Here is a 26,492-nt window from a genome sequence, read left to right on the forward strand (position 1 = left end):
AACTGCACGGGATAAGGCGACATGGCGGTAAAGCTCTTCCTTCCGATGCCCTTCGACTATTTCAAGTTTGAAGGCAATATCGTTGGTCGTATCGTGATTGAGTATGGCGAGCTTGAATGGGCACTTTGCCTGCTGGCGAACCACGTCATCGGCAACATGGATATCGCCTTAAAGTCTCTTTATCGACCACGGGGCGAAAGCCAGCGGCTTGATATTGCGGACGCGCTAATACGCAACAGTATCCCAGCTAAGCTGAAACAGACCTAAGAGGAAACGCTGGCTCATATCCGCGTCTGCCTTTCGATACGGAACCGTTACGCACATTCGAACTGGATTCACGCGGGCGGGGATAGACTGATGTTCATCGACATAGAGGAATTGGCAGGGCGAAACGAACCAGTCGATTTCGACCGCATGACGCACTACCACCTGACCAAGGATGTCATCGAAGATCAGGCTCGCTTCTTCATGGAGGTCATGCAGAACATCACGTATCTGAACATGGAGATTCAGCACCTAAAAGGCACCTCTTCTGTCACGGGTTTTCACTATGTCCCCAACATCAAACGTCCGTTGATGGCTGAAAAAGCGGATGTGTGATCAACGCGCAGCCGTCCGGAGTCCCGGATTTTCGTAACCTCGTACCCGAGCGGCAATTGTCCCTGCTCGGGCTATAACTTATGCATCGGACCGTGGGGCGGACATTATTGCATCTTCGGCGGCGGGAACAAGTGGTACCGCGTATAGACGACAGAGGTATGTCGGCTATTCCTATCTTCGATCTAAAAGCAGCCTGTCCGGAATCGGCCAGAGTCGGCGGTATCGCCCACTCGGGGGACAGCTAGTGCCTTCAATGGCCGGATTATGATGGGGAGCGGACAAACATCAGCTGACCCACAAAAAGAGCCTCGCTATGTTATGGGTGTTTCGTTTCTCCGTAGCGTGAGGACCTCTACTCCACTGGCAGTCACGGCCACCGTATGCTCAAATTGGGGTCGTCAGCTGTCATTCTCACTCCATCGGCTACTAATGTCCGGTTCTCCAGGTTCGCCGCTTGGGGCACGATTTCGACAAGGCAATTCTTGCTATGACCGGCGATGAAGCGGTTCTTGTGAGCGTGAGGTTGAGATTGATTGATGATGTCACCGTCGCGGTCGACCTCGATCGGATCGGGGCGCTGCGGTGTCGCCACTGTGCCCTCCCACAACCCTGAAGGCGGAATTCCAATTTGCCGACTTGACGCGCCAAGCCAAAGTGACGCAGCCGCATTCACAAGAGGCGTTGCGGCCGCTATCCAAAGGACATTGGCCGGGACAAATGAACTCGGTATCGGTCGGATACTTTTTGGAGTTGTTGATGAGCAAGGACGTGGGGGAGGACATGGCCGGCGATAAAGCCGACCTCGGCGAGCAGGCCTATCGCCTTCTCTATAGGGAGGTCGTCCGCTGCAGAATTCTGCCCGGGCAGGATATCACCGAAGCCCAGCTGTGCGATACCTATAATCTCAGCCGCAGCCCGGTTCGGCGTGCGCTTGCCTTGCTCGCCCATGACGGGCTGATCACGCCGATACCCCGCTTGGGATTCCATGTCTCGGACATCAGCCTGGTAACCATTCGCCAAACCTTTGAAATGCGTGCGTCACTGGAGGGGCTAGCCGCGCGCGCCAGCATCGGGCGGGTCAATGTCGATGGATTGCGGGACTTGAACAGCCAATATGTTGAAGGCGCCAATTCCGGCTCGCCCGGAATGATGGATGTGCATGACGAGATGCATTACCGAATCTATGCGGCGAGCAACAATCCCATCATGGAAAAGGTCCTGCATCAGCTCCTCGACCAGTCAAATCGCATTGCCTACTTCGTTTCAAAGGTCGGCGGCCGCGGTAATGCGGGCAGCGACGTCGTCGTGAGCGAGCATGAGCAATTGTTCCAAGCACTCGAAAGCGGCGATCCCGAAACAGCGGCTTCGTCGTTCCAGGCGCATGTCCGCCACAGCGAGGAACGCGTCATCGGTGCACTTCTGTCATCGCGCTATTTCAGTGATCTTCCGATCCGAATCGATGAAAAGGGCGTCGCTTCGACCTGACCGTTCGACGGCAGCGGGAACGGACTAGGGAGATCGCGGCTGCGCTCCGGCGTCGCTTGGTGGCCGATAGTGCGTTGCGCGTCTGCCGTTTGCAGCGAAGCGGATTGCAAGATAATTTTCGTTCGAACGCCGCGAGACTTCGCGGCGTTTGCTTTTCCGCGTGACTGGTCGTTCGCAGCTCGCTGAGCATGAAATGTCAAGCATAGCCTGTTGACATTATCAAATTGCGCCATAAGAATGTCACAAAGAAGGGGACTCGACATGACGCTGCGCACTGGACTTCTTATTTCGGCTTCGATCCTGATCTCGGCCATCGGCACACCGGCGTTTGCCCAAGCTGTCGATGAAGCCGACACGGCCAGCAATAGCGGTGCAGGGGAAATCATCGTCACGGCGCAAAGGCGCGAAACGGCGCTCAGTCGGACCGCCGTCTCGGCGACCACCTTCAGTGGGGATCAGTTGCAGAGCGCGGGCATCGCAACGCTCGACGATCTTGCAACTCAGACACCGAATTTCAACTATGTCGATACCGGACTGATCCCCCGATACCGTATCCGCGGCGACGGCCTGCAAGTGTTCAACGACACATCTGAATCGCCGGTTGGCTTTGCAGTCGACGATATTGTCTATGGCGCCGGCGCGCTCCAGCGGACGCCGCTCTACGATGTGCAGCGTGTCGAAGTGCTTCGCGGCCCGCAAGGCACGCTGTTCGGACGCAATACTACCGCGGGGCTGGTTCAGGTTACCACCAACAAGCCCGGAGACAGCTTCGGCGGATACTTGCAAGGCCAGTTCGGATCGTTCTGGCAGCGACAGATCGAGGGCGCGGCGAATATTCCGTTCGCCGAGGGGGTCCGCGGGCGTCTCGCCTTCTATTATGACAAGGACGATGGATATCAACGCAACGCGGCATTCCCGGACGGTCAGCGCTGGTCGGCTCGCGATGTTCTTTCCGGTCGTGCCCAACTGGGGTTCGACCTCGGCGCCGACGCATCTCTGCTTCTCAAGACGAGTGTGACCCGCGACCGCAGTGTCGCCCCCTCGTCGGGTAGTCAGGGCGCGCTCGATCCCGTCACCGGCGCGCCATGCAGCACGGACAGAATATTGGCGAATGAGTGCGTCAATGGCACCGGTTTCAACTTTGGTGAGCCCAACCCCAAAAAAATCTTCAGCGATTTTGACGGGATGCCGAACCATCTCGATTTCGCGGAGTATAGCGCTCGACTGAACTGGAATATCGCGCCATCGATCGAGCTGGTCTCGATCACCGGCTATCTCGATTATGATCGAATCTTTCAGGAAGATGCCGACGGGAGCGCGGTGGGCGGCTTCCTTGGCAATGCATCGGCGATATATACGCTCGACGCCAAGCAATTCTCCCAGGAGTTTCAGTTGCGGGGCGGCCGCGAGGGCGGCTTGAACTGGGTTGCCGGCGCCTTCTACTATGATGACCGGCGGACTGCGACGAGCACCGTGCCCGAATTTTTTGGGACCGCGATCGACACCACAGGGCGCGTCAAGACCGAATCGGGTGCGGTTTTTGTAAACGCTGACTTCCCGCTTGGCGAAGCGATCGGGGTCGAGCTCGGCGGCCGCTACACCAAGGAGACCAAGAAGCTCGACCTTGTTTTCGCGGCGGCGCCGGACGCGAGCTACAAGGTGTCGGTCGATGAATTTACCTGGCGCGCGGGGATCAACTGGAAGCCGAACGATGTTCTCTTCGTATACGCCAATGCGGCGACGGGATATAAATCGCCCGACTTCAACACGACGCTTCTCTTTGGCGACGCCTCTGCCGCAGCGCCGACCGATCCCGAAACAAGCCTGGCACTGGAACTCGGCGCCAAGTGGCGGCTAAACGGTGGACGCCTGCTCTTTTCGGCGGCGGGGTTTCGCAACCATGTCGAAAACAAGCAGTCGACGGTGGCGCAGCTCGTCAACGGGCTTCCCGTGTCACGCCTTTTCAATTTCGGCGAGGTCGAAATTTTCGGTGCCGAGTTCGAACTGACCGGAAAGCTTACCGATAATCTGACGCTCCAGCTTGGCCTCTCGCTGCTTGATACCGAGATCAGCGCACCGCCCACCACGACCTTCCGTTCGGGTCCCGCCGCCGATGTAACGCCGGTCGATGGCAAGGAGCTGACGGCGACACCCCATTATAAGGTCAACGGGCTGGTCCGCTACGATTTCGAGCCATCGTCCGCCGGCCAATTCGCGGTCCAGGGAGATTTCACCTATACAGGGCATCAGTATTTCCAGCTCGATAACAATGATCGTGATGTCCAGAAGGCTTATGGGACCCTGAATCTGAGGCTCTTCTGGCGCGACCCGAGTGACCGGTTCAGCGTCCAGGCGTTTGTCGAGAATGTGACAAACACGGAATATGCTTCCTATGTCGTCACCCCGGGCGGTTTCGATACACGCTATATCTGGTGGGGCAAGCCGCGGACCTGGGGCGTGCGCCTGGGCATGGACTTCTGATAGACAAGCGATGTTGCTGCGGGCGGGCTGACGGCTTGCCGCCCGTGCTGGCGGCAATCTCGGCGCGATTCTTTTGAGCGAGGGCGAATGTGAGCGACACGGCACCTGCATCGAACCGAATGCATATAAGCGTATCGCCCGAGATCAGGAAAGTGATGCCGGGTTTCAAGATCAGCCGGGCGGTGCGGGCCGGGCCATGGCTGTTCACCAATGGACAAATGGACATGGGCGCGGGAGGAAAGGTACTGAACCCCGGCGATATCATGGCACAGACGGCTGCCTGCATGCGCAGCGTCTATGAAGTAATTGCGAAGGCGGACTGCCGCTTGTCCGAACTGGCGCAGCTGCAGATATTCTACCTTGCATCGTCGATCGTGGACGAGGCCGCGTATCGCTCGGAGATACTTGCCGAATTCCCCGAATGTGCCGAGGTGTTGATTGTAATGACGCCCGTTCCGAGCTTCGCTACTCTGGGTAGTGAAGTCGAGATCGACGCCATTGCCGTCAAAGGGCGGCGCGCCGCGTCCAGGCGCAAGACCGGCGAGGTGCGCGGGGTCAGGCGCGGCGATTGGCTTTTCGCAAACGCCCGCGCGGCAATTGGAAACGCGCCGTGCGATGGCTTGCGCGCGGCGCTCGCCGAGCTGGATGGGACGCTCGACGATATCTGCCGGCTCTACGCTTATTATCCCGAGGATCTCGCACTTGCGGATCGGACCGCGATCGAGCGGGATCTCGCGACGCTTTTCAGCTGCTCGCCGCCTGCCTATCATGCCGCATTGCTTCCGGCGCAGCGGGGACGCGAATTTGCTGTCGAGCTGGAAGTGATCGCTCACAGCGGGACCGCGACGGAAAAAATCCGCCACGGAAGTGCTGCCGCGCCCTCGTCGGCGTTCGATTGGCCCTTCGTCGAGACGCTCCGCTGTCAAGACGTCGTGTTTGCCAGTGGCCAGCCGCCGATCGAGGCGAACGGATCGATTCAGCATCCGGGGAATATCGCCGACCAGGCCAGACTCGTGATGACGAAACTCGAGCGAGCCCTTGAACGCGCGGGCGCCGACATGGCCGATCTTGTAAAGATCAAAACCTATTATGAAGGCGCGTGGGACAAGGAAAACTGGTTCGACAATCTGCGCGCGCGCATGGAGCTATTGAGCGATCCGGGGCCGGCTTCGTCGGGCATCGAGGGGCTGCTGCCCGTGATGCCCGGCACATTGCTCTCGGTCGACGGAATTGCGGTCATCGACGGACAGCCACTTGCGTAACGAGGTGCGCGCTCAGGGCTTCATTCGCCGGCACGGACTTTTGGCTGCGCTGACGCTAATCATCGTCATTCACGCCGTTGATCGTCTCGCGATCGTGATCCTGCTTGAGGACATAAAGGCGGACCTGCTTCTCAGCGACGCGCAACTGGGCATACTTTCGGGTTTTGCCTTCGTGGCGCTTTATGTTGCCGCCGGCATCCCAATGGCGTTCATTTCCGACCGGTCAAACCGCAGCCGCACGATCGGTTTTGCGCTGACTGCCATGGGTGGCATGACGATGCTGTGCGGGATGGCACAAAATTTCCTGCAACTTGTCGCGGCGCGTTGCGGTCTTGGGATCAGTGCTTCGCCCTGTGTGCCCGCTGCGCATTCGATCATCGCCGACGTCTATCCGCCTGCGCAGCGGACCACCGCGCTTTCGGTGACGGAATCGGGCTTCTTCATCGGCTCCTTCCTTGGCCTTTGGCTTTGTGGTTGGATCGCAACCGACCATGGCTGGCGCATAGCCTTCTTTGCCATCGGCATGTTGCCGCTGCTGCTTGGCCTTTCGGCTCTGGCGTGGATGCGCGACCCCGCGCGGTCGCTGCGCGACGAACGGGCGCAGCTCGGATTTCGGGACACGATGCGAAAGATCGTCGGTGTGAGGCAGGTCCGTTGGTATGTCGCCGGAAGTGCCTTTGCCGTCTTCGCATCGGCCGCGATGATGACGTGGCTTCCGGCGTTGATGATCCGCTCCTATGGTATGACGCGCACCGAGGCAGGCGGCCTGATCGGTGCGATCAACGGCGTGGGCGGGTTGATCCTCACCATCGTTGTCGGCGTCGTCGCGGACCGGCTCGCGCGGCGCGACGCGCGCTGGAATCTTTGGATACCCGCACTCTTGTTTGCTGCCAGCGCACCTTTTGCGGCGCTCGCATTTCTCAGCTACACGCCGTTCGCGCTTATCAGCTGTTTTGCTGTAGCAGCCTGCATGATTACCGCATGCAGCGCGCCCATCATCAGCTATTCCCAGCAGATCACCCCGCCCAATGTGCATGCGATGGTGACCGCATCGATCTTTCTGGTCTTCAACCTCGCGGGATACGGTCTGGCGCCGCTCGCGGTCGGCGCGCTCAGCGACCATCTCGCGCGAACGGGGCAGGCTGAACAGAGTCTGCAGTTGGCGCTGCTTTATCTGACGGCGCCGTCGCTCGTCATCGCGGCTGTTCTTGTCTTTATCGGGGGGCGCTTTGGGGACGACACCAGGGCTGCGCGCCAGGAGAATTGATCGATGAAAGCCCTCTTATCCGTTCGTCCGGGCGGACCGCAAACCCTCGAACTCGCCGAAATCCCCGAACCGCAGCCGTCTGCTGGCGAATTGCGGGTTCGCGTTCTGGCGTGCGGGATCAACTATCCCGACGTCTTGATCATCGAAGACAAATACCAGTTCAAGCCGCCTCGCCCATTTGCTCCGGGAAGCGAGATTACCGGCGTCGTTGAAGCGATCGGCGAGGGCGTCTCGGGCTGGCAGGTCGGAGATCGGCTGTTCGCCCTGATGCGCGACGGCGGCGGACTGGCCGAGCAGGCGGTCGTGCCGTCCGATAGCGCATTCAGACTGTTGCCCGGATTCGATGCCGTCGAAGGCGCGGCGCTTCTTTTTACCTACGGGACCACCATCCACGCGCTGACCGATCGCGGGCGGCTCAAGCCCGGCAATACCCTGCTTGTGCTGGGGGCTGCGGGAGGCGTCGGTCTGGCGGCGGTCGAGATCGGCAAGGCTATGGGCGCCAGAGTCGTGGCGGCGGTGTCGCACGCACGCAAAGCGGCAGCGGCGCGCAAGGCCGGAGCCGATGAGGTGATGATCTATGGCAAGGGGCCCTTTGACGCCGCAGCCGCGCGTGAGCTTGCGGCGTCGTTCAAGGCTGCGGTCGGTCCCGATGGCGCGCATGTGATATATGACCCTGTCGGCGGCGACTATTCCGAAGCCGCGTTGCGAGCCATCGCATGGGAAGGCAATTATCTTGTCGTCGGATTTCCGGCAGGTATCCCGCGGCTGCCGCTCAATCTTGCGCTTCTGAAAGCGGCGAATATTTGCGGCGTGTTCTGGGGCGGTTTCTTTGCGCGAAACCCGGAGCGGCATCGCCGGCATGTCTCGCAACTGCTCGACTGGTGGGCACAGGGCCGGATCTACCCGAAAATCGACCAAATCTATTCGCTTGCCGACGGCGGCATGGCGATAGCGCGCCTTGCGGAGCGCTCGGTAATCGGCAAGGTCGTCGTCTGCCCCTGACGCGCGGGGCTGCCGCGTGTCAGCCGAGATCGACGCTCGTCCATTCCTTGGCCAGATAAGCGACGCTGTCGCCGCTGTGCACGACAGGATCCTGACGGATCGCGATCAGCAGAACGTCCATAGGCATTCTGACTGTGTCGACGGTCAGCCCCGTAAAATCGGTTATCGTTCCGATCGGGTCACCGGCTTTCACCAAAGCGCCGGGCAGGAGGTCGGACTGCCACAGTCCGCCAACATCGACGTTGCAATGGCCGCGGGATGTCACCAGCCGTGATTGCGGCGACCCGGTTGTCCTGTGTTCTGCGGCCAGAATTCCAAGCTCGGCGCAGATACCCGAATAACACTGAATACCGAACCGGACCTCGTCGGGAGTCGAACGCTGGGCGACACCGAACTCGATCATGAAGGCCGGAATACCATGCGCCATTGCCTGATAGTCAAGTGCCCCCGCGTGGTGACCGGGGTGCTCGCCCGCTCCCGGTCCGACGCGCATGTGGCAAATTGCGAAGGGCTCGAAGACACGGAGAAATCGATAGAGATCGGACGGCTCGACCGGGCTCTCGGGCGGCAGTTTGTAGACGCCGTAGATCTTGCTGGAGAAATCCGTTCCCTGGGCATGCATGCTGAGCAGCAGGTCCGGCCGGACGGCCAGAATTTCGCTGAACAGCCGGTGTGCCATGCGCTCGGTAATGAAGCCATCGGGGCGACCGGGGAAGGACGTATCGAGATTTTGTCCGAAATCTTGCTGCGTCGCCCAGGTCCGGCTTTCCAGGGCCAGTGGGTTGCCACTGGCAGTGAAAACCACATTCCCGGTCATCTGACTGGGGTCGAGGCGCCGGCAAAATTCAATTCCGGCCACGATGGCGCAAACCTCGGTGCCATGAACCTGACCGTTGATCCATAATGTCGGGCCGGGTTCGCGCCCGACGACAACGATATAGCTGAGCGCGATGTCCGCCCCGGTCGCGCGGCTTCCCAGTGCGATGCGTCCGCGATGCATCATACCACGCGGAGACTCGTCCAATATTTGCTTGATCAGGTTGCGAGAATTACCTGGCTGCGGCTGCATTTTTCCGTCCCCTCTGAATCCGAACCGATCGCGCGATCACTGGCTGTGTAAAGGATTTCATCGAAATTTCAATAAAGCTTTGATGAAATGTCAAAGTATGCCATACCGTGTTCCGAGGCTTGGCAGGGGATGACATGAATCAGCGCGCCAAATTTGTGTCCGTGGCAATTCTCACCGCCGCGGTCATTCTCTCATATATTGATCGCAGCGCCTTGTTCCTGCTTATCAGTGAAGTCGAACGCGACATACCGATGTCGCTAGCTCAACAGAGCTGGCTCCTCGGCGGAGGATTTGCCATCGCATATGGAATTGCGGCATTTCCTGCGGGTATCTTGCTCGACCGCTTCTCCCGGCGTCATATATTGTTCTGGGCTGTCACCGGGTGGAGCATCTTCACGCTGCTTTCCGGCTTTTGCACGGATTATCTATCGCTTCTCATATGTAGGGCGGGGGTCGGAATAGGCGAGGCCATGCTCGCACCCGGAGCCTATTCGCTTATCCGCAGCTATTATGATGGTAAGGCCAGAGTACGCGCGTTTTCGACATTTAGTGTCGGCAATGCAATCGGCGGCGGGGTCGCGTTGCTGATCACCGGCGTGCTGCTCCATTATCCATTGTCCCTGCCGGGCCTTCAATCCGATGCAGCTCCGTGGCGCGCCGTATTGATCCTGATTGGATTTGCTGGCGTGGTGTTCGCCTTTCTTCTCCTGACGCTTCACGAGCCTGCGCGTGCAGTCGAAGATAAGACGAGCAGCGCTTCAATCATTCCGCATCTGAAATCCAACCGGAGGCTCTATCTGATTGTCTACGCAGCCCAGGCGGCGATGGGTGCGTCATTGTTTGGGTTCATGGCATGGGCGCCGAGCTTTCTCATTCAGTCGCACGGTTGGTCGGCATCTTATGTGGGAGCCAATTTCGGCCAATTGCAGCTGGTTGCCTCGCTCGGCGGCTTGGCATTCGGCACAATAATCCTGCAAGCTTTTGCCGCTCGCGACGCGATCGCTGCCGTTGCGGCATATGGCGGGGCCACAGCCTTTCTTGCGGGCAGCGCGATGCTCGGCTTCAGCCTCTTGGGCACCCACCAAACGGTATGGGTATTTCTAACCCTCATGCTTTTCTGCTTCCCGAGCTTGGCGCTCGTTAGTGCGCTCGCCCTTGCTCATATTACGCCCGTCCGCTTGATGGCGCGGATTTCGTCGATCAGCTTCGTCTTGGCAAGCTCGGTCGGGGCTTCGATCGGCCCGGCTCTGATAACCTATTCTGCAGAGTTCGCCTCAGGATCTGATCGGCCGCCAGACCTTGCTCTTGGTATCGCCGTTGGAGCGGGGGTTCCGATGTTGGCCGCTGCGCTCTTGTGGACCGCCTACGCCCTCCTGCCCAAGCAGCCACCGACCGTGCAGCGATTGGAAATGTCATAAAGCCTGATTGACATGTTAATGACGCAAGCATAACATGTTTACGTCAACAAGAGGGGGTGGACATGAACATGCGAATTTTCCGCTACGCACCGGTCGCGGCACTTGCCATCTGTGCGCAAGTTCGGGCTGAAGCGGCAGATCTGTCCACCAGCGCGCAAGCCGATACCGAAACGACTGAGTTGCAGGATATTGTTGTTACCGCCCAACGGCGGACAGAAAATCTTGCATCGGCGCCGATGTCGATCAGCGCGCTCTCAGGGGAAGCGCTTCAGAAAGCCGATATCAACGGGATCTCGGATCTCTACCTGCACTCCCCGAATGTGACCTTCAATACAACGACGGGTGCGGCTCAGATATTCATTCGCGGTGTAGGCACTGCGGTAGCCTCCTTTTCCGTCGACGGAAGCGTTGCGATCAGTGTTGACGGCGTCAATTTATCGCGACCCGCGGCCGCGCTTGTGGACTATTTTGACGTGGAACGGGTTGAGCTGGTTCGGGGGCCTCAGGGAACCTTATATGGTCGCAACGCAACCGCAGGCGTGCTCAACATTCTCAGCAAGCGACCCACACGCGAGGTGGAGGGCTATGCAACCGCAACCTATGGTTCATTTGACCGCCGTGAGATCAAGGGCGCACTCAGTGGCCCTGTCGGCGACAAATGGGCTGCCCGCATTGCCGGGCGCATCCGCCGCGATGATGGATTTACCAAGGACCTCGATCCGAGAGGCACAAATGAATCCGACAAATCGGATGTTGATGCGGTTCGCATAACGCTCGATTCGTTCGATTACGATAAGGTCAAAGTGAAGCTGACGGCTGATTTCATTCATCAGCGCCAAGGAAGCCAGACCCTGCGGCCTCTCGATCCTTCAGGTCAAGCGGAAGCGCTCGGAGCATCGACGCCCTCCGGCTTTCACCAGACACGTAATAACAGTCCGGCAAGGAATGACACGAAAACCTACGGGGTTGCAGCCGAGTTGAATGTGGACCTTGGAGGCATCGAGCTTGTCTCTATTACAGGTGTCAGAAGTTTAAAGCAGCGCTTCACGATAAACACCGACGGAACAGAAGCCGACGTAACGGAAACCTTTGCCAATCAAGATCAAACGCAGTTCTCGCAGGAGATTCGACTGCAGTCTGCGGAGCAGGATAGTTTCTCCTGGATATTGGGGGCTTATTATTTGCGCGACCGAGTCGACGGCGAGCTCGCGATCAACCGGTTTTCGGGCACCGGTGCGACGCCTGCCACTTTGGTCGCGCCCGATGGGAGGAGTCGCACCAGCGCTTATGCTGCTTTCGCTGATGCCACCGTCAAGCTGACCGATCGACTGGAATTGACGATGGGTGCCCGTTACTCGCGCGAAGAGAAGCGCATACGTCGGGAGTTCTTGTTTATCGGCGGCGTGGCGGGTGGGCTAGATGCGCCAAACCTGGCACCGGCAGCCCTGCGAATCCTGCGTCTTGATGCACCGAACTATGAGGCCTTTTCTCCCCGTGCGCTTCTGACTTATCGGCCCAGCCGCGACGTCACGATTTACGCATCCGCGACAAAGGGTTTCAAATCGGGCGGCACCGGACAGGCCGATGTTCTCGTCGCGCTGGGCACATTTGCGCCGCCATTCGCAAACGAACAGCTGTGGGCTTATGAAGCGGGTATCAAGGGGCAGACCTTCGATCGAAAGCTTTATGCCAGCCTCAGTGCGTTCCTTTATGACTATACCGACCTTCAGGTGACGACATTCCAGAATGGTTTGAACGTCATTCAAAATGCAGCCACGGCGCGCCCCAAGGGTATCGAGATAGAGCTGCGGGCACGCCCGACCCGAGACGTGACGTTCGGTTTTACAGGGGCGTATCTCGACGCGCGCTACGGACGGTTCATGTCGAGCTTGAACAATGTGCCAAAGGATGCATCGGGCAATCGCATGATCTCATCGCCGAAATGGACGGCGAGTTTTCACGGCGAATATGTTGCAACCCTCGCTGGCGGTAGCACGATATCGCTCAATTCATCGCTGAACTACCGGTCAGCGGTCGATTTCATCCAGTTCAACTTCCCGCTCAACCGCCAAAAGGCGGTGACCCTCTTGAACGCGCGCGCGACATGGACCTCATCCGACGAGCGCTACTCGTTGTCGTTGTTCGGCAAGAATCTGACCGATCGGCGATATCTCCACAACATTGTGACGTTTACGAGCGTGACGGCACCAGCTGCACTGGCTCTCTACCCGCAAGGAACAAGCCTTGGCTATCCAGCCGAAGGCCGGTCAGTGAACGTCGAGGCAACCCTCCGCTTTTAGGATAAATCTCGATGCAACCAACATTATATCTCCTTGCGCCAGGGCAAGACGTCGACCCGATCTTTTGTCCCGAATCCGCAATGGTTGAGGGCATTCTGCATTACTACCCGTCAATTCTCGACGCCGTGGTTGTGAAGCGCATTGCCTTTGCGCGGCCCCGCCCAGACCTCGTGGCAGCGCTTGGTGAAGCCTACCAGGGCGCGCCAGTTCTCGTCTTCGCGGATGATGTGGAGGCGCCCGCTTCGTGCGAGTCAACACCGGAGGGCAGGCGCTTCCTCGCTGGGCCCGACGCAATTGCGACTTTCTTCGCGGACGCAGGTCTTGCAGGCCGACGGGCACCATGATGGATCTGACTGCAAGTGGACAGACCCCCTCAGCGGTCGTCGTTCGCAGCGTGAGCGAAGGGGTCGGCCGTATCACCCTCAATCGTCCGGGCAAGCGCAACGCGATGACGCCGGAGATGTTCGATCTGTTCAATGCGGCGATGCGGTCTCACGAAGCCGACGACGAGGTCCGCGCGGTCTTGATCCTCGGCGAGGGGGCGGCCTTCTGTGCCGGCGGAGATCTTGGTATGATCGAAGCCGCGAACAAGGGCGCCGTGGATGCGGACGGTCTCGATCTCGACTTTTTTCAGCCCGGGTTGATTACCAAACCGATCATTTGCGGGATCAACGGCGCTTGCGTTGGCGAAGGCGTGGCCATGGCCCTGGCGAGCGATATCGTCATTTGCGGGCGATCGGCGCGCTTTGCCTTGCCCGAGGTCGCGCTTGGTATTCCTCCCGTGGATATTCCGCTGCTTGCGGCGCGGCGCGTTGGCGCCAACCATATTCTCGAAGCGCTGCTGACCGGCGACTGGAAAGATTCAGGTTGGGCGGAGAAAACGGGACTGGTCAACGAGGTTGTCGAGGATGACATGGTGACTGCGACCGCAGCCTCCCTTGCCCAGAAAATTGCCGGATTGCCGACATCGGTCGTCGCCCTTGTGAAATCGCTTGTCTATGAAGCGAGAGGCGGCGTGGACCCCGCTGCATTGCGACGCGAGGGAGCCGCGCGGCGGTCGCGCCTGCGTCAGGCAGCGATCGACCGTTCGGTTCCTTAGCGAGGTTGATGTGACCATGAATCGAGCCCATTTGCACCAACCCGCTCTCGAGCATCTCACTGGCGACGCCCTGCGCGACCATCAACTTTTGAAACTGCGAACGCAGCTGGTGCGCGTCTACCGGGATTCACCCTATTACCGTGAAAAGTTTGATGCGGCGGGTGTCGATCCGCTGCGCTTTGGCGGCTGGGACGATTTTGCCCGTTACCCCTTTTTCGACAAGGACGAGGAAAGGGTCAGCCAGGAACGATCACGCGAGGAGATGGGCCATCCGTTCGGGATGCATGTGACCTGCGACGTTCGGGATATTAACCGGGTCAGCGCCTCGTCGGGAACAACTGGCGCGCCGACCTATATCGGCTACACCGCGAATGACCGCGCCGTGTCGCAGGATCATGTCGCGCGCATGATGGCCCGCGCCGGATTGAAGCGCGGCGATCGTGTGCTGTTTGCCGGCGTCATGAGCATGTGGATTGTCGGCATCCCCGCTGTCGACGCGCTTCTCAATCTCGGCTTTTGTGTCATCCCGATCGGCGGCCTCGCCACGACCGAGCGCTTCGCTCAGACTGCGATCGACACGCGCGCCGACATGATGATGTGCACGCCGTCCTATGCTCTGCACCTGATCAAGGCGGTTCCCCAAAAGACCCGCTGGAGCACTGAGGCATTCGGAATCCGCAAACTGATCGTTTTCGGTGAGCCGGGGGGCAGTATCCCTGAAATCCGCGATCAGTTGTCGGCAGGTTTCGGCGGTGCCGAGATTTACGACATGTCAGGCGGCACGGGCTGCACCAATCCGCTCGGCCTCTCATGCGAGGCGCATAACGGCATTCATATATTCGGCAACGACAATGCGTTGATGGAAATATTGGACCAGGACCTCAATCCTCTGCCAATCGAAAACGGGGTGGAGGGCGAAGTGGTCTTCACCGGGCTGGTCAAGGAGTGTCAGCCGCTGATCCGCTGGCGCGACAAGGATCTGATCCGGGTCTACACCGATCCATGCCCGTGCGGGCGTCCGGGACCCCGCATCGAATTTCGCGGTCGGATCGACGACATGCTGCTTGTCAAGGGCGTCAACGTCTTTCCCAATGCGGTTCGCGATGTGGTCGCGGCGAGTTCGGACCTCGTCGGCGGTGAGATCCAGTTACTGCGCTATTCCGACTCTGCGGTTGTCGAGGCACCTGTCGATGTCGAAGTGTGCCTGAAACCCCACGTTGCAGCTGAGGCGCACGCACGCCTCGCACAGGAACTCGAGGGAGCGATCCAGAACAAGCTGAGGTTCCGCGCGCGCGTGCACCTGATCGAACCCGACAAATTTTCGATGGAATATGGCGCGACCGGCAAGGCTAAGCTGGTGCGCACCGTCGACCGACCGGCCACCTAGCGCCGTCGGCGAGGACGGCCTCCGTTTCCGCGAGGATCGCCCCGAGCTTTGCACATGCTGACGCCATGACCGTCGTCGGCATTTCGCCGCATATGTTGTCAGGAGTGCGTTTTGGTCAGCTATGTTCCTCCAACCACGGACTATCGCTTTCTCCTCGAAAAGGTGCTGGGGTTCGACCAGATCATGGCCGAGTTGGGCCGGGACATCGACGTCGAACTCGCTGTCGCCGTGCTCGAAGAAGCGGGCCGGCTGTGCGCCGACCGGCTGCACCCTCTCAACCGCGAGGGCGACGAATTCGGGTGCCGGCTGGTGGACGGCGCGGTGGAGACCCCACCGGGTTTCGCCGAGGCGTACCGCGATTTTGTCGCGGCAGGGTGGCCGGCGCTCAGTGCCGATCCGGAGCATGGCGGACAAGGCCTGCCGCTTGTCGTGCAACTTTGGGCCGACGAGATGCTCTCGGCCACCAATCTTGCGTTCGGGCTGTGCCCGAGCCTGACGCGCGGCGCCTGCGAAGCACTCGCCGCCCATGCCGACCCCGAGCTCAAGGCGCGCTGGCTTCCGCCGCTCGTGCGAGGGGAATGGACGGGCGCAATGGCCTTGACCGAGAGCGCGGCGGGATCCGATCTTTCGCTCCTCAGAACGCGGGCCGAGCCGCGCAACGACGGCAGCTATCAGGTCAACGGCACGAAGATTTTCATTTCTTCCGGCGACCATGACTATGGCGGAAACATCGTCCATCTCGTCCTCGCGCGGCTCCCGGGCGCGCCGCACGGCGTCAAGGGGATCAGCCTGTTTCTCGTTCCGAAGTTTCTGCCCGATGCCGCTGGCAATTTCAGTATTCGCAATGCGATGTCCGTTGGCGCTCTGGAAAAGAAGATGGGCATGCACGCCCAGCCGACCTGCCTCATGAACTATGACGATGCGACGGCTTGGCTGGTTGGCGAGCCGCATCGCGGCCTCGCCGCGATGTTCACGATGATGAACACCGAACGGCTGATGTGCGGCGTTCAGGGGTTGGGCGTCGCAGGCGGTGCGTACCAGCAGGCATTGGCCTATGCCCGCGACAGACGACAGGGCCGCGCGACCGGCACTTCATCGGGGCCTGCGGCAATCATCGAGCATGCTGATGTGCGCCGCATGCTGCTTTCGATTCGGTCTTTTGTCGAGGCCGCGCGTGCGCTGGTCGGCTGGTGTGCGTTGCAGGTCGATCGGGCGCGACACCATCCGGATTCTGCCGAACGCGCCCGCGCTGACTGTGTTGCCGCCTTGCTGACACCCGTCATCAAGGCCGGACTTACCGACATGGGCTTTGAGAGCGCCGTCGTGGCGCAGCAGATTTTCGGCGGTCACGGCTACATCCGCGAATGGGGAATGGAGCAATATGTTCGCGACGCCCGCATCGCCCAGATCTACGAAGGGACCAATGGTATCCAGGCGATGGATCTCGTGACCCGGAAACTGCCGCTCGAAGACGGAGCAGTCGCCGACACCTTTTTCGAGGCAATAGCGGCCGATCTGCGCGCGGCTCCGGAATTGTACGTGACTGAGCGCACACGCATCGCGTTGGACCAGTTGCGCGGCGCAACGGCGCAGGTTCGTGAGGCACAAGCGAACATGGCCGGTGCGGTCGCGGTCGATTATCTGCGGCTGTTCACGCTGGTGTTGCTCGGATGGATGTGGTCGCGGATTGTCGCTGGCGCGGCAGCAGAAACAACATTCAAGGTCAAGCTTGCCACCGCCGACTTTTTCGCTCGCCGGAGTCTGTCGCAATCCGACGGTCTCGCCGCGGGCATCGCAGCGGCGATCGAAGGGGGCGAGCTCCTCGCCGCCGCCGACTTTTGATCTGCCGCGAAAGACTCATGACCATCGAGATCGAGAATTTGCGCGATGTGCATTTGCTGCGCATCGCAAACGGACCCGCCAATATACTCTCGGTCGCCACCGGGGTTACCGCAGCGCTTGCGACGGCACTGGCGACCGCTCAGGCCGCGCCGGAGTGCCGCGGGGTCGTCATTGCCGGCGGCCGCGACATATTCTGCGGCGGCGCCGATCTTGGCGATCTCAGCTGCTCCGACGATCTGCGCGAACTGTTCGCGGCCATCGAATGGTCCGCCATTCCCGTGATAATGGCGATCGGCGGCGCTGCACTTGGCGGCGGTGTCGAACTGGCACTCGCCGGTCACTGGCGCATCGCAACGCGGGCCGCGCGTTTCGCTCTTCCCGAAGTCGGTCTCGGGCTGCTGCCAGGGCTGGGCGGGACGCAGCGATTGCCGCGCTTGATCGGCGCCCATTGCGCGCTCGAATTGATGCTGTCGGGAAGAGAGGTCACTGCCGAAGCCGCGCTCGCCGCCGGACTGATTGACGCCATCGTCGATGAGGATGTCGTTGAGACCGCGATCCGCTTTGTTCGCGATGGCAAGGCGCCGGTGCGCCGGACGTGCGAATTGCCGCCACCTCGCGATGCTGCTTCTGCGGTGACAGCGCGCCGTCAAACGCTGCGACCGAGTCTCAATCGGGCGCCCGAACGCATCCTCGACTGTGTCGCAGGCATATCGGCGGATTTCTCCGCTGGTATGCGACTGGAGGCGAAATGGTTCGACAGGCTGGTGGCGTCGGAGGCGTCGGGCGGGCTTCGGCACGCGTTTTTCGCATATCGGGCTGCCAAACATATTCCGGGGCTGGACAAGGGGCGAAGGGCAAGACCGCCTGCGGCGGCACATATTTGGGGGCACTGCGCCTTTTCGCAGCAAATGGCGCTCGCCATGCGGGCGTCGGGGGTCGAGGTTTTCCAAGGCGATCCTCATGAAGGCCCCGGCAAACCGGAGCTTGTCGTTGTGGTGAACGAAACAGACGGATTGCATGCCGGGCCGGCCTCCACCACTGCCGCCGTCACCGCCTTTCCACGACGTGCCGCGACATCATCCGGCAAGCAGGATGTTCACATTCGCCGCGACGCTCAAGCGGCGGCAAAGCAGGTCCAATTTCAATGTGCGGGCTCCGGGGCGCTGCTGGAGGTGATCCGAACGCAGCACACAGCGCCCACCGCATTGGCGACGATGGCGGCACTCGGTAAGGCGATGGGCAAGACGGTCATCGTGTCGGGTGACCGTAATGGGTCGATTATCGAACGCCTGATCGAGGGTTATGGCGCGTCGGTCGGCTCGCTGCTGGCGTCAGGCACTTCGTCTGACCGCATAGAACAAGCGCTTACGCGATGGGGCATGGCGCAAGGGCCCGTTGCGGCAGGCCACCTTTGCTCGCCCGCGGCCGGAACCTGCCCTCGCGTCAGCTTGCGCCCGCAGCAGGCGAGCGATGCGCAAATCGTCGAACTCTGTTTGCTTCACCTCATCAACGAGGGTGCGCGGCTTATCGACGACCAGGTCGCTTGGCGCACTGCCGATATCGACGTTGTCGCCCTGGAGGTGTTGGGATTCCCGCGCGAACGCGGCGGGCCGATGTTTCAGGCCGATCGGATCGGTCTTCCCCGCGTCCTCGCGCGATTGCGAAGCCTCTATGCCGAGGGGAGGCTGGCCCGCGAGCCGGCAGCGCTGATCGAGACGCTCGCGCGAGCGAATGTCGCACTCTCAGGGTACGACGCCACGGCGGGGCTGACGCGGATCGAGCGACAGGCTGCTATGTAGAATGACGTTCTACGCTGAAGCGATAAACCGTCGCGCCGGGCGACAATCGCGGTGCGCTAAGAGTCCGTCCCCATCCATTTACCGGAACGGAAAATATTGACCATGAGCGCATCGATTACCCGGCTTAACCCTCCTGCCCTGCCCGACGCGGCGGCAGCAGGTTATTCGCAAATCTCTATCGCTGACGCAGGCCGCATCGCCTGTATTTCGGGCCAGGTCGCGTGGACGCGCGATGGGGGGCCGGTGCCTGCGACGCTTGGAGGGCAAGCGGAGCTGGCCGTCCGCAACGCCAAGGCCGCCCTCGCTGCCATCGGCGCCACCGCAAAAGACCTGATGATCGTGCGCGTCTATCTTGTCGACCTCAATGAAACCCGGCTGGGTGAACTGTGGCCGCACGTTCATGCGCTGTTCGACGGTGAACAGCCGAGCCTCACGGGTGTCGGTGTCGCCGCATTGGCGAGCCCCGACCTTCAGGTCGAGATCGAGATGACCGTGCGTGTGCCGGACTGAAATCCGCCGCCAAATCCTTCGCCTTCGCCAAAGATCATGGGTCGAAAGCGCAAGGCTGCTGCATTAGGGTGGCATGAGCAATCCATGTTGGGCGTGGAAGTGGAGAATGCCGTGCTGCGCGCCAATCTGAACGATATTCTGGTATTTCTCGCCATCGTCGATGCGGGCAGTTTCGTGGCCGGAGGGCAGGCGATGGGCCTGACCCGGTCGGCGGCGGGGAAGGCCGTTGCCCGGCTCGAGGACCGTCTGGGTGTTCGTCTTCTTAATCGGACGACGCGCACCCTTAGCCTGACCGACGAAGGCCGAATTTTTTATGATCGCGGCTTGCAGATTGTCAGCGCTATCGAGGATGCCGAAGCCAGCGTCGCGCAGCAGGGTGGCAAACCGAAGGGACTGCTGCGGCTGACGGTGCCCGACGCGTTCGGTCGTCTCGTTGTCCTTCCCCTGCTCAAGCAATTTCTGGCTGACTGGCCCGACATCCAGGTCGAGATCAGCTTCAGCGATCGCGTGGCCGATTTGTTCGAGGAAGGGTTCGACCTGGCCGTTCGTATCGGGGTCACGAGCTCCGATACCCGCCTCGTGAGCCGTGTCGTCGCCAAATATCGCGCGTTGCTGTGCGCTGCGCCTTCTTATCTCGAACACCGAGGCAACCCCAAGTCGATTGACGAGCTTTCTCGCCACGATTGCCTGTTTTTCAGCAGCCGGGCCAGGAAGCAGAGCTGGCGTCTGCGCGATGCATCGACCGCCTGGGCAAAAGTGCATGGGCAAAGCCGTTTGCGTCTCGATAGCGGTGAAGCTATTCGCGACGCCGCTCTTGCCGGGCTCGGGATCGGGCTGCTGCCGGAATTTCTGGTTGCAGCCGATCTCGAAGCGGGGCGGCTACATCATGTGCTCCCCGGCGCCGAGACCGACGAGGTCAAGATCATTACTGTTTATCCGACAAAGCGTTTCCTCGAACCTCGCGTGCGGCACTTCATCGATATGATGGTGGCAAAGCTCGCGACTTGAGCGCGCGATCGCGGTGCAATCCTTGGGTTTAGGCGTGGTAGGGGTTATCTGGATCGGGCAGACCGCGCAATTCGCGCAGGCTGGGGACGAAGAAGTCGGGCACGATATCGATGTCGGCGATGCCCGGCGGCGCATAGCTGGCCAGATCGTCGATGCCATGCGCGGCGAGCAGTTCGTCGTCGATAAAGAAATTGCCGGTCGTTTCGCTGGCCTTGCTGGTCAGCACGATATGCGCGGCGTCGGCCATGATTTCGGGCGAACGCAGCGCTCCCTGCCCGATGGCGGGTTTGAACTCTGCCATGGCCGCGGTCGCAATGGCCGTTCGCGGCCATAGCGCATTGGCGCCAATCCGGCCGCGATACTCGCCGGCGACGCCGAGGATCACGAGGCTCATTGCATATTTCGCCATGCTGTAGGCAACATGCGGTGCGAACCAGCGCTCTTCCATATGGAGCGGCGGCGAAATGGCCAAGATGTGGGGGTTGTCCGCATTCAGCAGATGCGGAAGGCATTTCTGCGTGACCAGAAACGTTCCCCGTCCATTGACGCCATGCATCAGGTCAAACCGTTTCATCGGTGTGTCGAGAATTCCCGTCAGCCGGATCGCGCTGGCGTTGTTGATGCAGATATCGATTCCGCCGAACGTTCGAACGGCCTCCTCGACCGCACGCTCGACCTGATCTTCCTCTCGGATATCGCACAGGATCGGCAGGGCTTGTCCGCCGGCATCACGGATCGCCGCCGCGGCACTATAGATCGTGCCCGGAAGCGTCGGATGGGGTTCACTCGTCTTCGCCGCGATTGCGACATTTGCGCCGTCGCGCGCCGCGCGCAGCGCAATCGCAAGACCGATACCGCGCGAGCCGCCGCTGATGAAGAGCGTCTTGTTTTTGAGCGAAGCCATTATGTCCTGTCCTCTATTGCGGCCGGCGGCCGCCCGATACTCGTGATACGGCAAGGAGGGAACGCGAGGGCTACCATCCGCCGCTGGCGATCCACGCCTCGACCATGGGGATTCGGTCGGCGCCCCAGAATGTTTCGCCGTCGACGACGAAGGTAGGCGATCCGAACACTCCCGCGCATATCGCAGCAGCCACTTCATCGGCCAGCGCCTTCTTGATCGCGTCGCTTTGCAGCGCTTCGGCTGCGCCAGAGCGTGGCAGGCCGATCTCTGCGATGACATCGAGGACCGTGTCGTCGCGCGAAATGTCGCGACCGCCGGACCAATGCGCCCGATACAGGGCTAGAATGAGCGCGTGAAGATGGTCGGGGGCAGCTCTGCGCGCCCATATTGCCGCCCGCGCCGCCGCGAGCGAGGAGAAGCCGAAGCGAGCGGAATCCGTGAGGCGGAGGCCATGATGGCGTAGTGACCGGGCGATGTCGTGCCGGAGATAGGGGCCCTTTAGTGGTGTTTCGAGCGGCGGAGGCAGACCCATTGCGTCGAGCACCGTCACCTTCAGCAGGATCGGATGCCAGCGGAGCGGCCGGGCGAAGCGTGCCGCCACTTCGCCTATCTTTTCAGCGGCGATCCACCCATAGGGCGACACAAAGTCGAAATAGACGTCGATCGCGCGCTCGCTTGCAGCGGCGTCGCGCTCTGCGAATTCAATCGGCACGGGCTAATCGCCGGACGCGCGGCTGAGGAGGATATCGCGCAAGGCGAATTTTTGAACTTTTCCCGACGCCGTTTGCGGGAAAACCTCCATGAAGTGCCATCGCCGTGGCACCTTATATCCGGCCAGCCGGGCACGACAGTAGTCGGTGAGATCTTCGGGTGACGGCTGCCCGGCTTCGGCCGGGCGGATGCAGGCAGCGACCGTCTCGCCCCAGTCGGCGTCGGGAATGCCGACGACCGCGGCATCGGCGACCCCGGGGTGGGCGATGAGCACATCCTCGATCTCGCGCGGGTAGACATTTTCACCGCCTCGAATGATCATGTCGCGCAGCCTGCCGAGAACCCGGCAATATCCATATTCGTCCATGCTGCCGACGTCGCCCGTGTGAAGCCATCCTTCGGCATCAATCGCGGATTTGGTCGCTTCCTCGGAATCATGATAGCCCGCCATGATGCAATAACCCCGCGCGCAGATTTCGCCCGAGACACCGATCGGTTGCACCGCGCCGCTTGCGGGATCAATGATCTTAACCTCGGTCTGAGGAAGCGGCCTGCCGATAGTCTCGGCCCACTGCGGATGCGGATCCGCAGGCAGGGTGTGGGTGAGATAGGGCGATGATTCGGTCTGCCCGAAGCCGATGCCGACCTCGACGCCCGCGACACGCTGCGCGCGGCGGACAAGTTCGGGCGGCACCGGCGCGCCGCCCAATGTTACAAGCCGCCACGTCGTCAGGTCGCGTGGCGCCTTTTCCTGGACTTCGAGCATCCGGGTGAGCATTGTCGGGACGCAAAGCGTAATTGTGCCGCGCAGATGCTCGAACAAGTCGAGCATCCGGTCCGCGTCAAAACCCGGCGCCATGACCTGGGTGCCTCCGGTCTGGAGCGCACCCAGGGTCGCGAGTCCGCAGCCGGCGGTATGGAACATCGGCATTGCGTTAATCCACACATCGCCTTCGCGGGCACCGATCGTCTCGGCATAGAGGCGCGCATTGTTGGCGAGACCCCGATGCTTCAAACAGGCGCCTTTGGGAAAGCCGGTCGTGCCCGATGTATATTGGATCTGGGCGATTGCCTCCGGCAACACCTTCGGAAGCTGGCGATCCGTATCCGTGGTCATGAAGTCGCCCCAACCGGACAATGGCAAGACAAACTCGAGGCCGGGCAAATCTGTGCGGACCTGCGCGACGATCGCGCAAAGGTCGCGCCCACGATAATTGTCTTCGACGATGATGCCTTTCGCCCGGGACTGGCGAAGGACGTGGGTCAGTTCATGAGCGAGATAGGCCGGGTTGACCGTGACGAGTACGAGTCCCGCTAGAGCCGCGCCATATTCGACGATCGCCCATTCGGGTCGGTTGCTTGACCAGATGGCGACATGGTCGCCCGGCTCGAAATGTTCGAGGAGCGCCTGTGCTGCGAGACGCGCGTCCGCCGCGAGATCGCGAAATGACCAGCTGCGCCGCAGTCCGGGCGCCGATTGTCCGTCGATCAGTGCGATCGCGTCGTCAAAACGGTCGGCCGCGGCAAGCAGTATCTCGCCGACGGGCTGTTCAATTAGCGGGATGCTGCGGTCAGCGGGGTACCACGAGGCGGTAAGCGGGCGCGAGGTGGCCAGCATCTCGTGCATCATGTGTCTCCCTCTCAACGCATCGAACGAGTGCGCATTTCTAGCGATGGGGAACAGGCAATGTCAAATAATGATTTATATCGAAATAATGAAATTTCGATAGATCGCGACCCTTTGCCTCCGTTTCCCGTGGCCTGGGATGCACCGGCTGTACGAATTGCAATATATGAAATATGTGCATATATTGACATAGCGGTCATCAGTGGTAAGGAGAGGCAAATAGGGCGGGACGCGCTCGAAGTCCGGGAGGGAAGACAATGTTCGATCATCGACGCCGCGAAAAAGCTCGTGCGCGCCTTGCTGCATCCGCGATACTGATAGCCGCGCTCCCCCTCGCTGCCGCTGCGCAGGACGCGCCCGCACAAACCGAGGATGAACTGGCCAGCCGCGCCGGCGACATCGTCGTCACGGCTCAGAAGCGCGAACAGCGGCTGCAGGATGTCGGCCTCAGCGTGACGGCGTTTGGCAATGAGGCCCTGGAAAACGCCGGGGTGAACGCTATTACCGATCTTGCGAAGATCGTCCCCGGTCTCGACGTCACTCCCTCGCCGAGTAGCACGCCCGTCTACACCTTGCGCGGCGTCGGCTTTTTCGAAAGCACGCTCAGCGCAGCACCCGACGTGGCCCTGTACCTCGACCAGGTCCCGCTTGCGATTCCGGCTTTCGGGGCACTCACCGCATTCGACGTCGAGCGGATCGAAGTGCTGAAAGGGCCGCAAGGGACCCTGTTCGGAACCAATGCGACGGGCGGTGCTATCAATCTCATCGCAGCCAAGCCGACAAACGATATGCAAGCTGGGGTCGAGCTTGGTTATGGTCGATTCAACATGGTGCGCGTCGGCGCCTATGCCAGCGGCCCCATCACCGACACGTTGAATGGCCGTATCGCGGTCAAACTCAGTCGGGGCGACGAATGGCAATATAGCTATACGCGCGACGACAAGCTCGGAAAGACCGACGAGGTCGCGGGCCGGATGATCCTCGACTGGCAGCCGAGCGATGCGGTGAATGTGCTGTTCAACGTCAATGGCTGGCTCAATCGCTCGGATCCGCAGGCGCCCCAACTTGCCCGGCAGACGACCCCGGCCGACCTTCAGGCGCCCGTCGGTTCGGTGACCTTCGGTCAGGTTGTCCCGCCTGATTTTCCTTTGTTGCTGATCCCCGCGGCGCCCGCCAACAATCGCGCGGCCAACTGGAGCCCCGATAACCGTCCCTATCGCGACGACCGCTTCTATCAAACGTCGTTGACCGCAAATATCGACGTCAGCGACACAATCACGCTCACGTCTCTGACCGGCTACAGCGATCTGCGCCAGCGCAAGGCATCATCCTATTCGGGGACCGACCTGGCCGCCTTCGATCAGGCAGCCAATCCGGCAAAGGCCAATGATTTCAGCCAGGAGCTGCGTCTTGCCAGCGCCGAGTCGTCGGCGCAGCTTCGCTGGATGATCGGCGGCAACTACCAGCGCACCTTCAGCTACGAGCGGATCGACGCCATCTACCCCTTCGCCTCGACCGGGTTTCGCGACGGCTTCACGGCGAACACGCTCGACACGCGGCAAGTGTTCGAACAATGGGCAGCGTTCGGGAACCTCGAATTTGACCTGACGGACCGGCTGACCTTGAAGGCCGGGATCCGTTATACGGACAGCAGCCGCACGACCGCCGGGCGCGTTTACGACACCCCGGGTTATGTGGAGCCGATCCCCGGCTCGCTCGGCCTGACCCAGTTCTTCAATGTGCTGATCCCGCTGGCCTATGTCCCGCTTTTTTGCCCCACTGTCACCTTCACGCCGGTGACCCCCGGAGACTCGGTTTCGCTCGACCCCGACACCTGCGTGTCGGGCACCTATAATGCGAAGTTGAAGGAGGATAACGTCCCCTGGAGCCTCGGGGCCGATTTCAAACCGAACGACGATCTGCTTTTCTATGCCAACATGTCGCGCGGTTTCAAAGGCGGCGCTTTCCCACTCGTCAACGCAGCCAGCCAAGCGCAATTCTATCCGGTTCCGCAGGAAAAGCTGACCGCATATGAAGTCGGCTTCAAATCCAGCTTCGACGGTAGCCGCATCGTCTTCAACGGCGCTGCCTTCTATTACGACTATGCGAACAAGCAAACGCGCGGGAAAACGGTCGATCCGCTGTTCGGGGCGCTCGAACAGCTGGTCAGCATTCCCAAATCGCGCATCTATGGCGCCGAGTTCGACCTGGCCGCGGAGCCAGCGCGCGGACTGACGCTGCGTCTTGCCGGGACCTATCTCAACACGCGGATCAAGCGCTTCGACGGCATCGTTGGCACACAAAATGTGGGCGGCCTGCTTTTTCCCGTATTTGCCTCCTTTGAAGGCGCCGACCTGCCGTTTGCGCCCAAGTTTGCGGCGTCAGCAAGCATCGACTATGCGTTTCCGGTCAGCGGCAGCGTCGATGCCTTCCTCGGTGCGGGTGTACGCAGTCAGACGAAGAGCTATGGCTCGCCGCAGCTCGGCGGGCAGGACAAGCTCGATGCCACGATCAAAGGCTATACCACCCTCGACCTTCGGGCCGGGCTGACATCGCCCGGCGCCGGCTGGAAGCTCATGGTCTGGGGCAAGAATGTGACCGACACGCATTACTGGACCAACAGCCTGCGCGCGTTCGACACCATCGTGCGCTACACAGGGCGGCCTGCCGAATATGGCGTGACCTTCAGCTACGATTTCTGACGGCAAGACACCGGGAAGG

At 60.8% G+C, this 26,492-nt stretch carries 22 protein-coding genes; 17 read left to right on the top strand and 5 right to left on the bottom strand.

Going from position 1 to position 26,492, the window contains the following annotated elements; genetic code table 11:
• The first annotated feature begins 21 nt into the window (after nucleotides 1-21).
• Entirely contained in the window at nucleotides 22-267 is a 246-nt protein-coding gene (locus JI743_RS14595) for a hypothetical protein (protein WP_201929237.1), read from the top strand.
• Nucleotides 268-357: 90 nt separating this feature from the next.
• Nucleotides 358-600, top strand: a complete 243-nt coding sequence (locus JI743_RS14600) for a hypothetical protein (protein WP_201929239.1) — start codon at nucleotides 358-360, stop codon at nucleotides 598-600.
• A 367-nt stretch (nucleotides 601-967) separates the two neighbouring features.
• On the opposite strand, the gene JI743_RS14605 is transcribed toward JI743_RS14600, so the two are convergent.
• A complete protein-coding gene (locus tag JI743_RS14605) occupies nucleotides 968-1,192 on the bottom strand; it encodes a hypothetical protein (protein ID WP_201929241.1) in 225 nt (74 codons plus the stop codon).
• Nucleotides 1,193-1,356: 164 nt separating this feature from the next.
• Here JI743_RS14605 and JI743_RS14610 point away from each other — a divergent pair, with 164 nt between their 5' ends.
• The 5 genes from JI743_RS14610 to JI743_RS14630 all read left to right on the top strand — a co-directional run bounded on the left by JI743_RS14610 (nucleotide 1,357) and on the right by JI743_RS14630 (nucleotide 8,097).
• The gene (locus tag JI743_RS14610) at nucleotides 1,357-2,085 is read left to right on the top strand and encodes a GntR family transcriptional regulator (RefSeq protein ID WP_201929243.1); all 729 of its coding nucleotides are present in this window, start codon (nucleotides 1,357-1,359) and stop codon (nucleotides 2,083-2,085) included.
• Between the two features lie 261 nt (nucleotides 2,086-2,346).
• Nucleotides 2,347-4,566 carry a TonB-dependent receptor gene (locus tag JI743_RS14615; RefSeq protein ID WP_201929250.1) on the top strand — a complete coding sequence of 740 codons (2,220 nt, stop codon included), beginning with the start codon at nucleotides 2,347-2,349 and terminating at the stop codon, nucleotides 4,564-4,566.
• 155 nt (nucleotides 4,567-4,721) lie between these two features.
• Entirely contained in the window at nucleotides 4,722-5,828 is a 1,107-nt protein-coding gene (locus JI743_RS14620) for a RidA family protein (protein ID WP_201929253.1), read from the top strand.
• Nucleotides 5,829-5,832: 4 nt separating this feature from the next.
• On the top strand, nucleotides 5,833-7,095 hold the full coding sequence (locus JI743_RS14625) for an MFS transporter (protein ID WP_201929255.1): 1,263 nt from the start codon (nucleotides 5,833-5,835) through the stop codon (nucleotides 7,093-7,095).
• Nucleotides 7,096-7,098: 3 nt separating this feature from the next.
• Nucleotides 7,099-8,097: an NADPH:quinone oxidoreductase family protein gene (locus JI743_RS14630; RefSeq protein ID WP_201929256.1), complete on the top strand. Its 999-nt coding sequence runs from the start codon at nucleotides 7,099-7,101 to the stop codon at nucleotides 8,095-8,097.
• A 19-nt stretch (nucleotides 8,098-8,116) separates the two neighbouring features.
• Here the strand turns inward: JI743_RS14630 and JI743_RS14635 are convergent, their stop codons facing one another.
• Complete coding sequence (locus tag JI743_RS14635) at nucleotides 8,117-9,166, bottom strand: M14 family metallopeptidase (protein WP_201929258.1); 1,050 nt, start codon at nucleotides 9,164-9,166, stop codon at nucleotides 8,117-8,119.
• 134 nt (nucleotides 9,167-9,300) lie between these two features.
• Here JI743_RS14635 and JI743_RS14640 point away from each other — a divergent pair, with 134 nt between their 5' ends.
• From JI743_RS14640 to JI743_RS14680, 9 genes are all read left to right on the top strand, one after another.
• Nucleotides 9,301-10,584, top strand: coding sequence for an MFS transporter (locus tag JI743_RS14640; protein WP_201929260.1), 1,284 nt, complete (start codon nucleotides 9,301-9,303; stop codon nucleotides 10,582-10,584).
• A 62-nt stretch (nucleotides 10,585-10,646) separates the two neighbouring features.
• Complete coding sequence (locus JI743_RS14645; protein ID WP_201929262.1) at nucleotides 10,647-12,884, top strand: TonB-dependent receptor; 2,238 nt, start codon at nucleotides 10,647-10,649, stop codon at nucleotides 12,882-12,884.
• Between the two features lie 11 nt (nucleotides 12,885-12,895).
• Complete coding sequence (locus JI743_RS15385; protein WP_201929264.1) at nucleotides 12,896-13,228, top strand: DUF3088 family protein; 333 nt, start codon at nucleotides 12,896-12,898, stop codon at nucleotides 13,226-13,228.
• Nucleotides 13,228-13,983 carry an enoyl-CoA hydratase/isomerase family protein gene (locus tag JI743_RS14655; protein ID WP_269090323.1) on the top strand — a complete coding sequence of 252 codons (756 nt, stop codon included), beginning with the start codon at nucleotides 13,228-13,230 and terminating at the stop codon, nucleotides 13,981-13,983. The genes JI743_RS15385 and JI743_RS14655 overlap by 1 nt, the downstream gene beginning before the upstream one ends.
• On the top strand, nucleotides 13,883-15,370 hold the full coding sequence (locus tag JI743_RS14660; protein ID WP_201929268.1) for a phenylacetate--CoA ligase family protein: 1,488 nt from the start codon (nucleotides 13,883-13,885) through the stop codon (nucleotides 15,368-15,370). Before JI743_RS14655 ends, JI743_RS14660 begins: the two co-directional genes overlap by 101 nt.
• 111 nt (nucleotides 15,371-15,481) lie before the next feature.
• On the top strand, nucleotides 15,482-17,212 hold the full coding sequence (locus tag JI743_RS14665) for an acyl-CoA dehydrogenase family protein (protein ID WP_201929270.1): 1,731 nt from the start codon (nucleotides 15,482-15,484) through the stop codon (nucleotides 17,210-17,212).
• A gap of 17 nt (nucleotides 17,213-17,229) precedes the next feature.
• Nucleotides 17,230-19,011, top strand: coding sequence for an enoyl-CoA hydratase-related protein (locus tag JI743_RS14670; RefSeq protein ID WP_201929272.1), 1,782 nt, complete (start codon nucleotides 17,230-17,232; stop codon nucleotides 19,009-19,011).
• A 102-nt stretch (nucleotides 19,012-19,113) separates the two neighbouring features.
• A complete protein-coding gene (locus JI743_RS14675) occupies nucleotides 19,114-19,521 on the top strand; it encodes a RidA family protein (RefSeq protein ID WP_201929274.1) in 408 nt (135 codons plus the stop codon).
• An 84-nt stretch (nucleotides 19,522-19,605) separates the two neighbouring features.
• Nucleotides 19,606-20,529, top strand: coding sequence for a LysR family transcriptional regulator (locus tag JI743_RS14680; protein ID WP_236660044.1), 924 nt, complete (start codon nucleotides 19,606-19,608; stop codon nucleotides 20,527-20,529).
• Between the two features lie 28 nt (nucleotides 20,530-20,557).
• Here JI743_RS14680 and JI743_RS14685 read toward each other — a convergent pair whose 3' ends face one another.
• Genes JI743_RS14685 through JI743_RS14690 form a run of 3 tightly spaced genes read right to left on the bottom strand, consistent with a single transcriptional unit; the run spans nucleotide 20,558 to nucleotide 23,771 of the window.
• Nucleotides 20,558-21,622 carry an SDR family oxidoreductase gene (locus tag JI743_RS14685; protein ID WP_236660062.1) on the bottom strand — a complete coding sequence of 355 codons (1,065 nt, stop codon included), beginning with the start codon at nucleotides 21,620-21,622 and terminating at the stop codon, nucleotides 20,558-20,560.
• Nucleotides 21,504-22,145: a 2-hydroxychromene-2-carboxylate isomerase gene (locus tag JI743_RS15240; protein WP_330902975.1), complete on the bottom strand. Its 642-nt coding sequence runs from the start codon at nucleotides 22,143-22,145 to the stop codon at nucleotides 21,504-21,506. Before JI743_RS15240 ends, JI743_RS14685 begins: the two co-directional genes overlap by 119 nt.
• A 3-nt stretch (nucleotides 22,146-22,148) precedes the next feature.
• The gene (locus JI743_RS14690) at nucleotides 22,149-23,771 is read right to left on the bottom strand and encodes an AMP-binding protein (protein ID WP_201929279.1); all 1,623 of its coding nucleotides are present in this window, start codon (nucleotides 23,769-23,771) and stop codon (nucleotides 22,149-22,151) included.
• Nucleotides 23,772-24,028: 257 nt separating this feature from the next.
• Between JI743_RS14690 and JI743_RS14695 the strand changes: the two genes are divergently transcribed.
• Nucleotides 24,029-26,473 carry a TonB-dependent receptor gene (locus JI743_RS14695; RefSeq protein WP_201929281.1) on the top strand — a complete coding sequence of 815 codons (2,445 nt, stop codon included), beginning with the start codon at nucleotides 24,029-24,031 and terminating at the stop codon, nucleotides 26,471-26,473.
• Nucleotides 26,474-26,492: the final 19 nt, after the last annotated feature.

The sequence above is a fragment of the Sphingopyxis jiangsuensis genome (genome assembly GCF_016734905.1).
GTDB lineage: Bacteria > Pseudomonadota > Alphaproteobacteria > Sphingomonadales > Sphingomonadaceae > Sphingopyxis > Sphingopyxis jiangsuensis.

Excerpts from the sequence above, each read along its gene's own strand:
- JI743_RS14595 (WP_201929237.1), top strand. The coding sequence starts at position 22 with ATGGCGGTAAAGCTCTTCCTTCCGATGCCCTTCGACTATTTCAAGTTT.
- JI743_RS14600 (WP_201929239.1), top strand. The coding sequence starts at position 358 with ATGTTCATCGACATAGAGGAATTGGCAGGGCGAAACGAACCAGTCGAT.
- JI743_RS14610 (WP_201929243.1), top strand. The coding sequence starts at position 1,357 with ATGAGCAAGGACGTGGGGGAGGACATGGCCGGCGATAAAGCCGACCTC.
- JI743_RS14615 (WP_201929250.1), top strand. The coding sequence starts at position 2,347 with ATGACGCTGCGCACTGGACTTCTTATTTCGGCTTCGATCCTGATCTCG.
- JI743_RS14620 (WP_201929253.1), top strand. The coding sequence starts at position 4,722 with ATGCCGGGTTTCAAGATCAGCCGGGCGGTGCGGGCCGGGCCATGGCTG.
- JI743_RS14630 (WP_201929256.1), top strand. The coding sequence starts at position 7,099 with ATGAAAGCCCTCTTATCCGTTCGTCCGGGCGGACCGCAAACCCTCGAA.
- JI743_RS14635 (WP_201929258.1), bottom strand. The coding sequence starts at position 9,166 with ATGCAGCCGCAGCCAGGTAATTCTCGCAACCTGATCAAGCAAATATTG.
- JI743_RS14640 (WP_201929260.1), top strand. The coding sequence starts at position 9,301 with ATGAATCAGCGCGCCAAATTTGTGTCCGTGGCAATTCTCACCGCCGCG.
- JI743_RS14645 (WP_201929262.1), top strand. The coding sequence starts at position 10,647 with ATGAACATGCGAATTTTCCGCTACGCACCGGTCGCGGCACTTGCCATC.
- JI743_RS15385 (WP_201929264.1), top strand. The coding sequence starts at position 12,896 with ATGCAACCAACATTATATCTCCTTGCGCCAGGGCAAGACGTCGACCCG.
- JI743_RS14655 (WP_269090323.1), top strand. The coding sequence starts at position 13,228 with ATGGATCTGACTGCAAGTGGACAGACCCCCTCAGCGGTCGTCGTTCGC.
- JI743_RS14660 (WP_201929268.1), top strand. The coding sequence starts at position 13,883 with ATGAAGCGAGAGGCGGCGTGGACCCCGCTGCATTGCGACGCGAGGGAG.
- JI743_RS14670 (WP_201929272.1), top strand. The coding sequence starts at position 17,230 with ATGACCATCGAGATCGAGAATTTGCGCGATGTGCATTTGCTGCGCATC.
- JI743_RS14675 (WP_201929274.1), top strand. The coding sequence starts at position 19,114 with ATGAGCGCATCGATTACCCGGCTTAACCCTCCTGCCCTGCCCGACGCG.
- JI743_RS14680 (WP_236660044.1), top strand. The coding sequence starts at position 19,606 with ATGTTGGGCGTGGAAGTGGAGAATGCCGTGCTGCGCGCCAATCTGAAC.
- JI743_RS14690 (WP_201929279.1), bottom strand. The coding sequence starts at position 23,771 with ATGCACGAGATGCTGGCCACCTCGCGCCCGCTTACCGCCTCGTGGTAC.
- JI743_RS14695 (WP_201929281.1), top strand. The coding sequence starts at position 24,029 with ATGTTCGATCATCGACGCCGCGAAAAAGCTCGTGCGCGCCTTGCTGCA.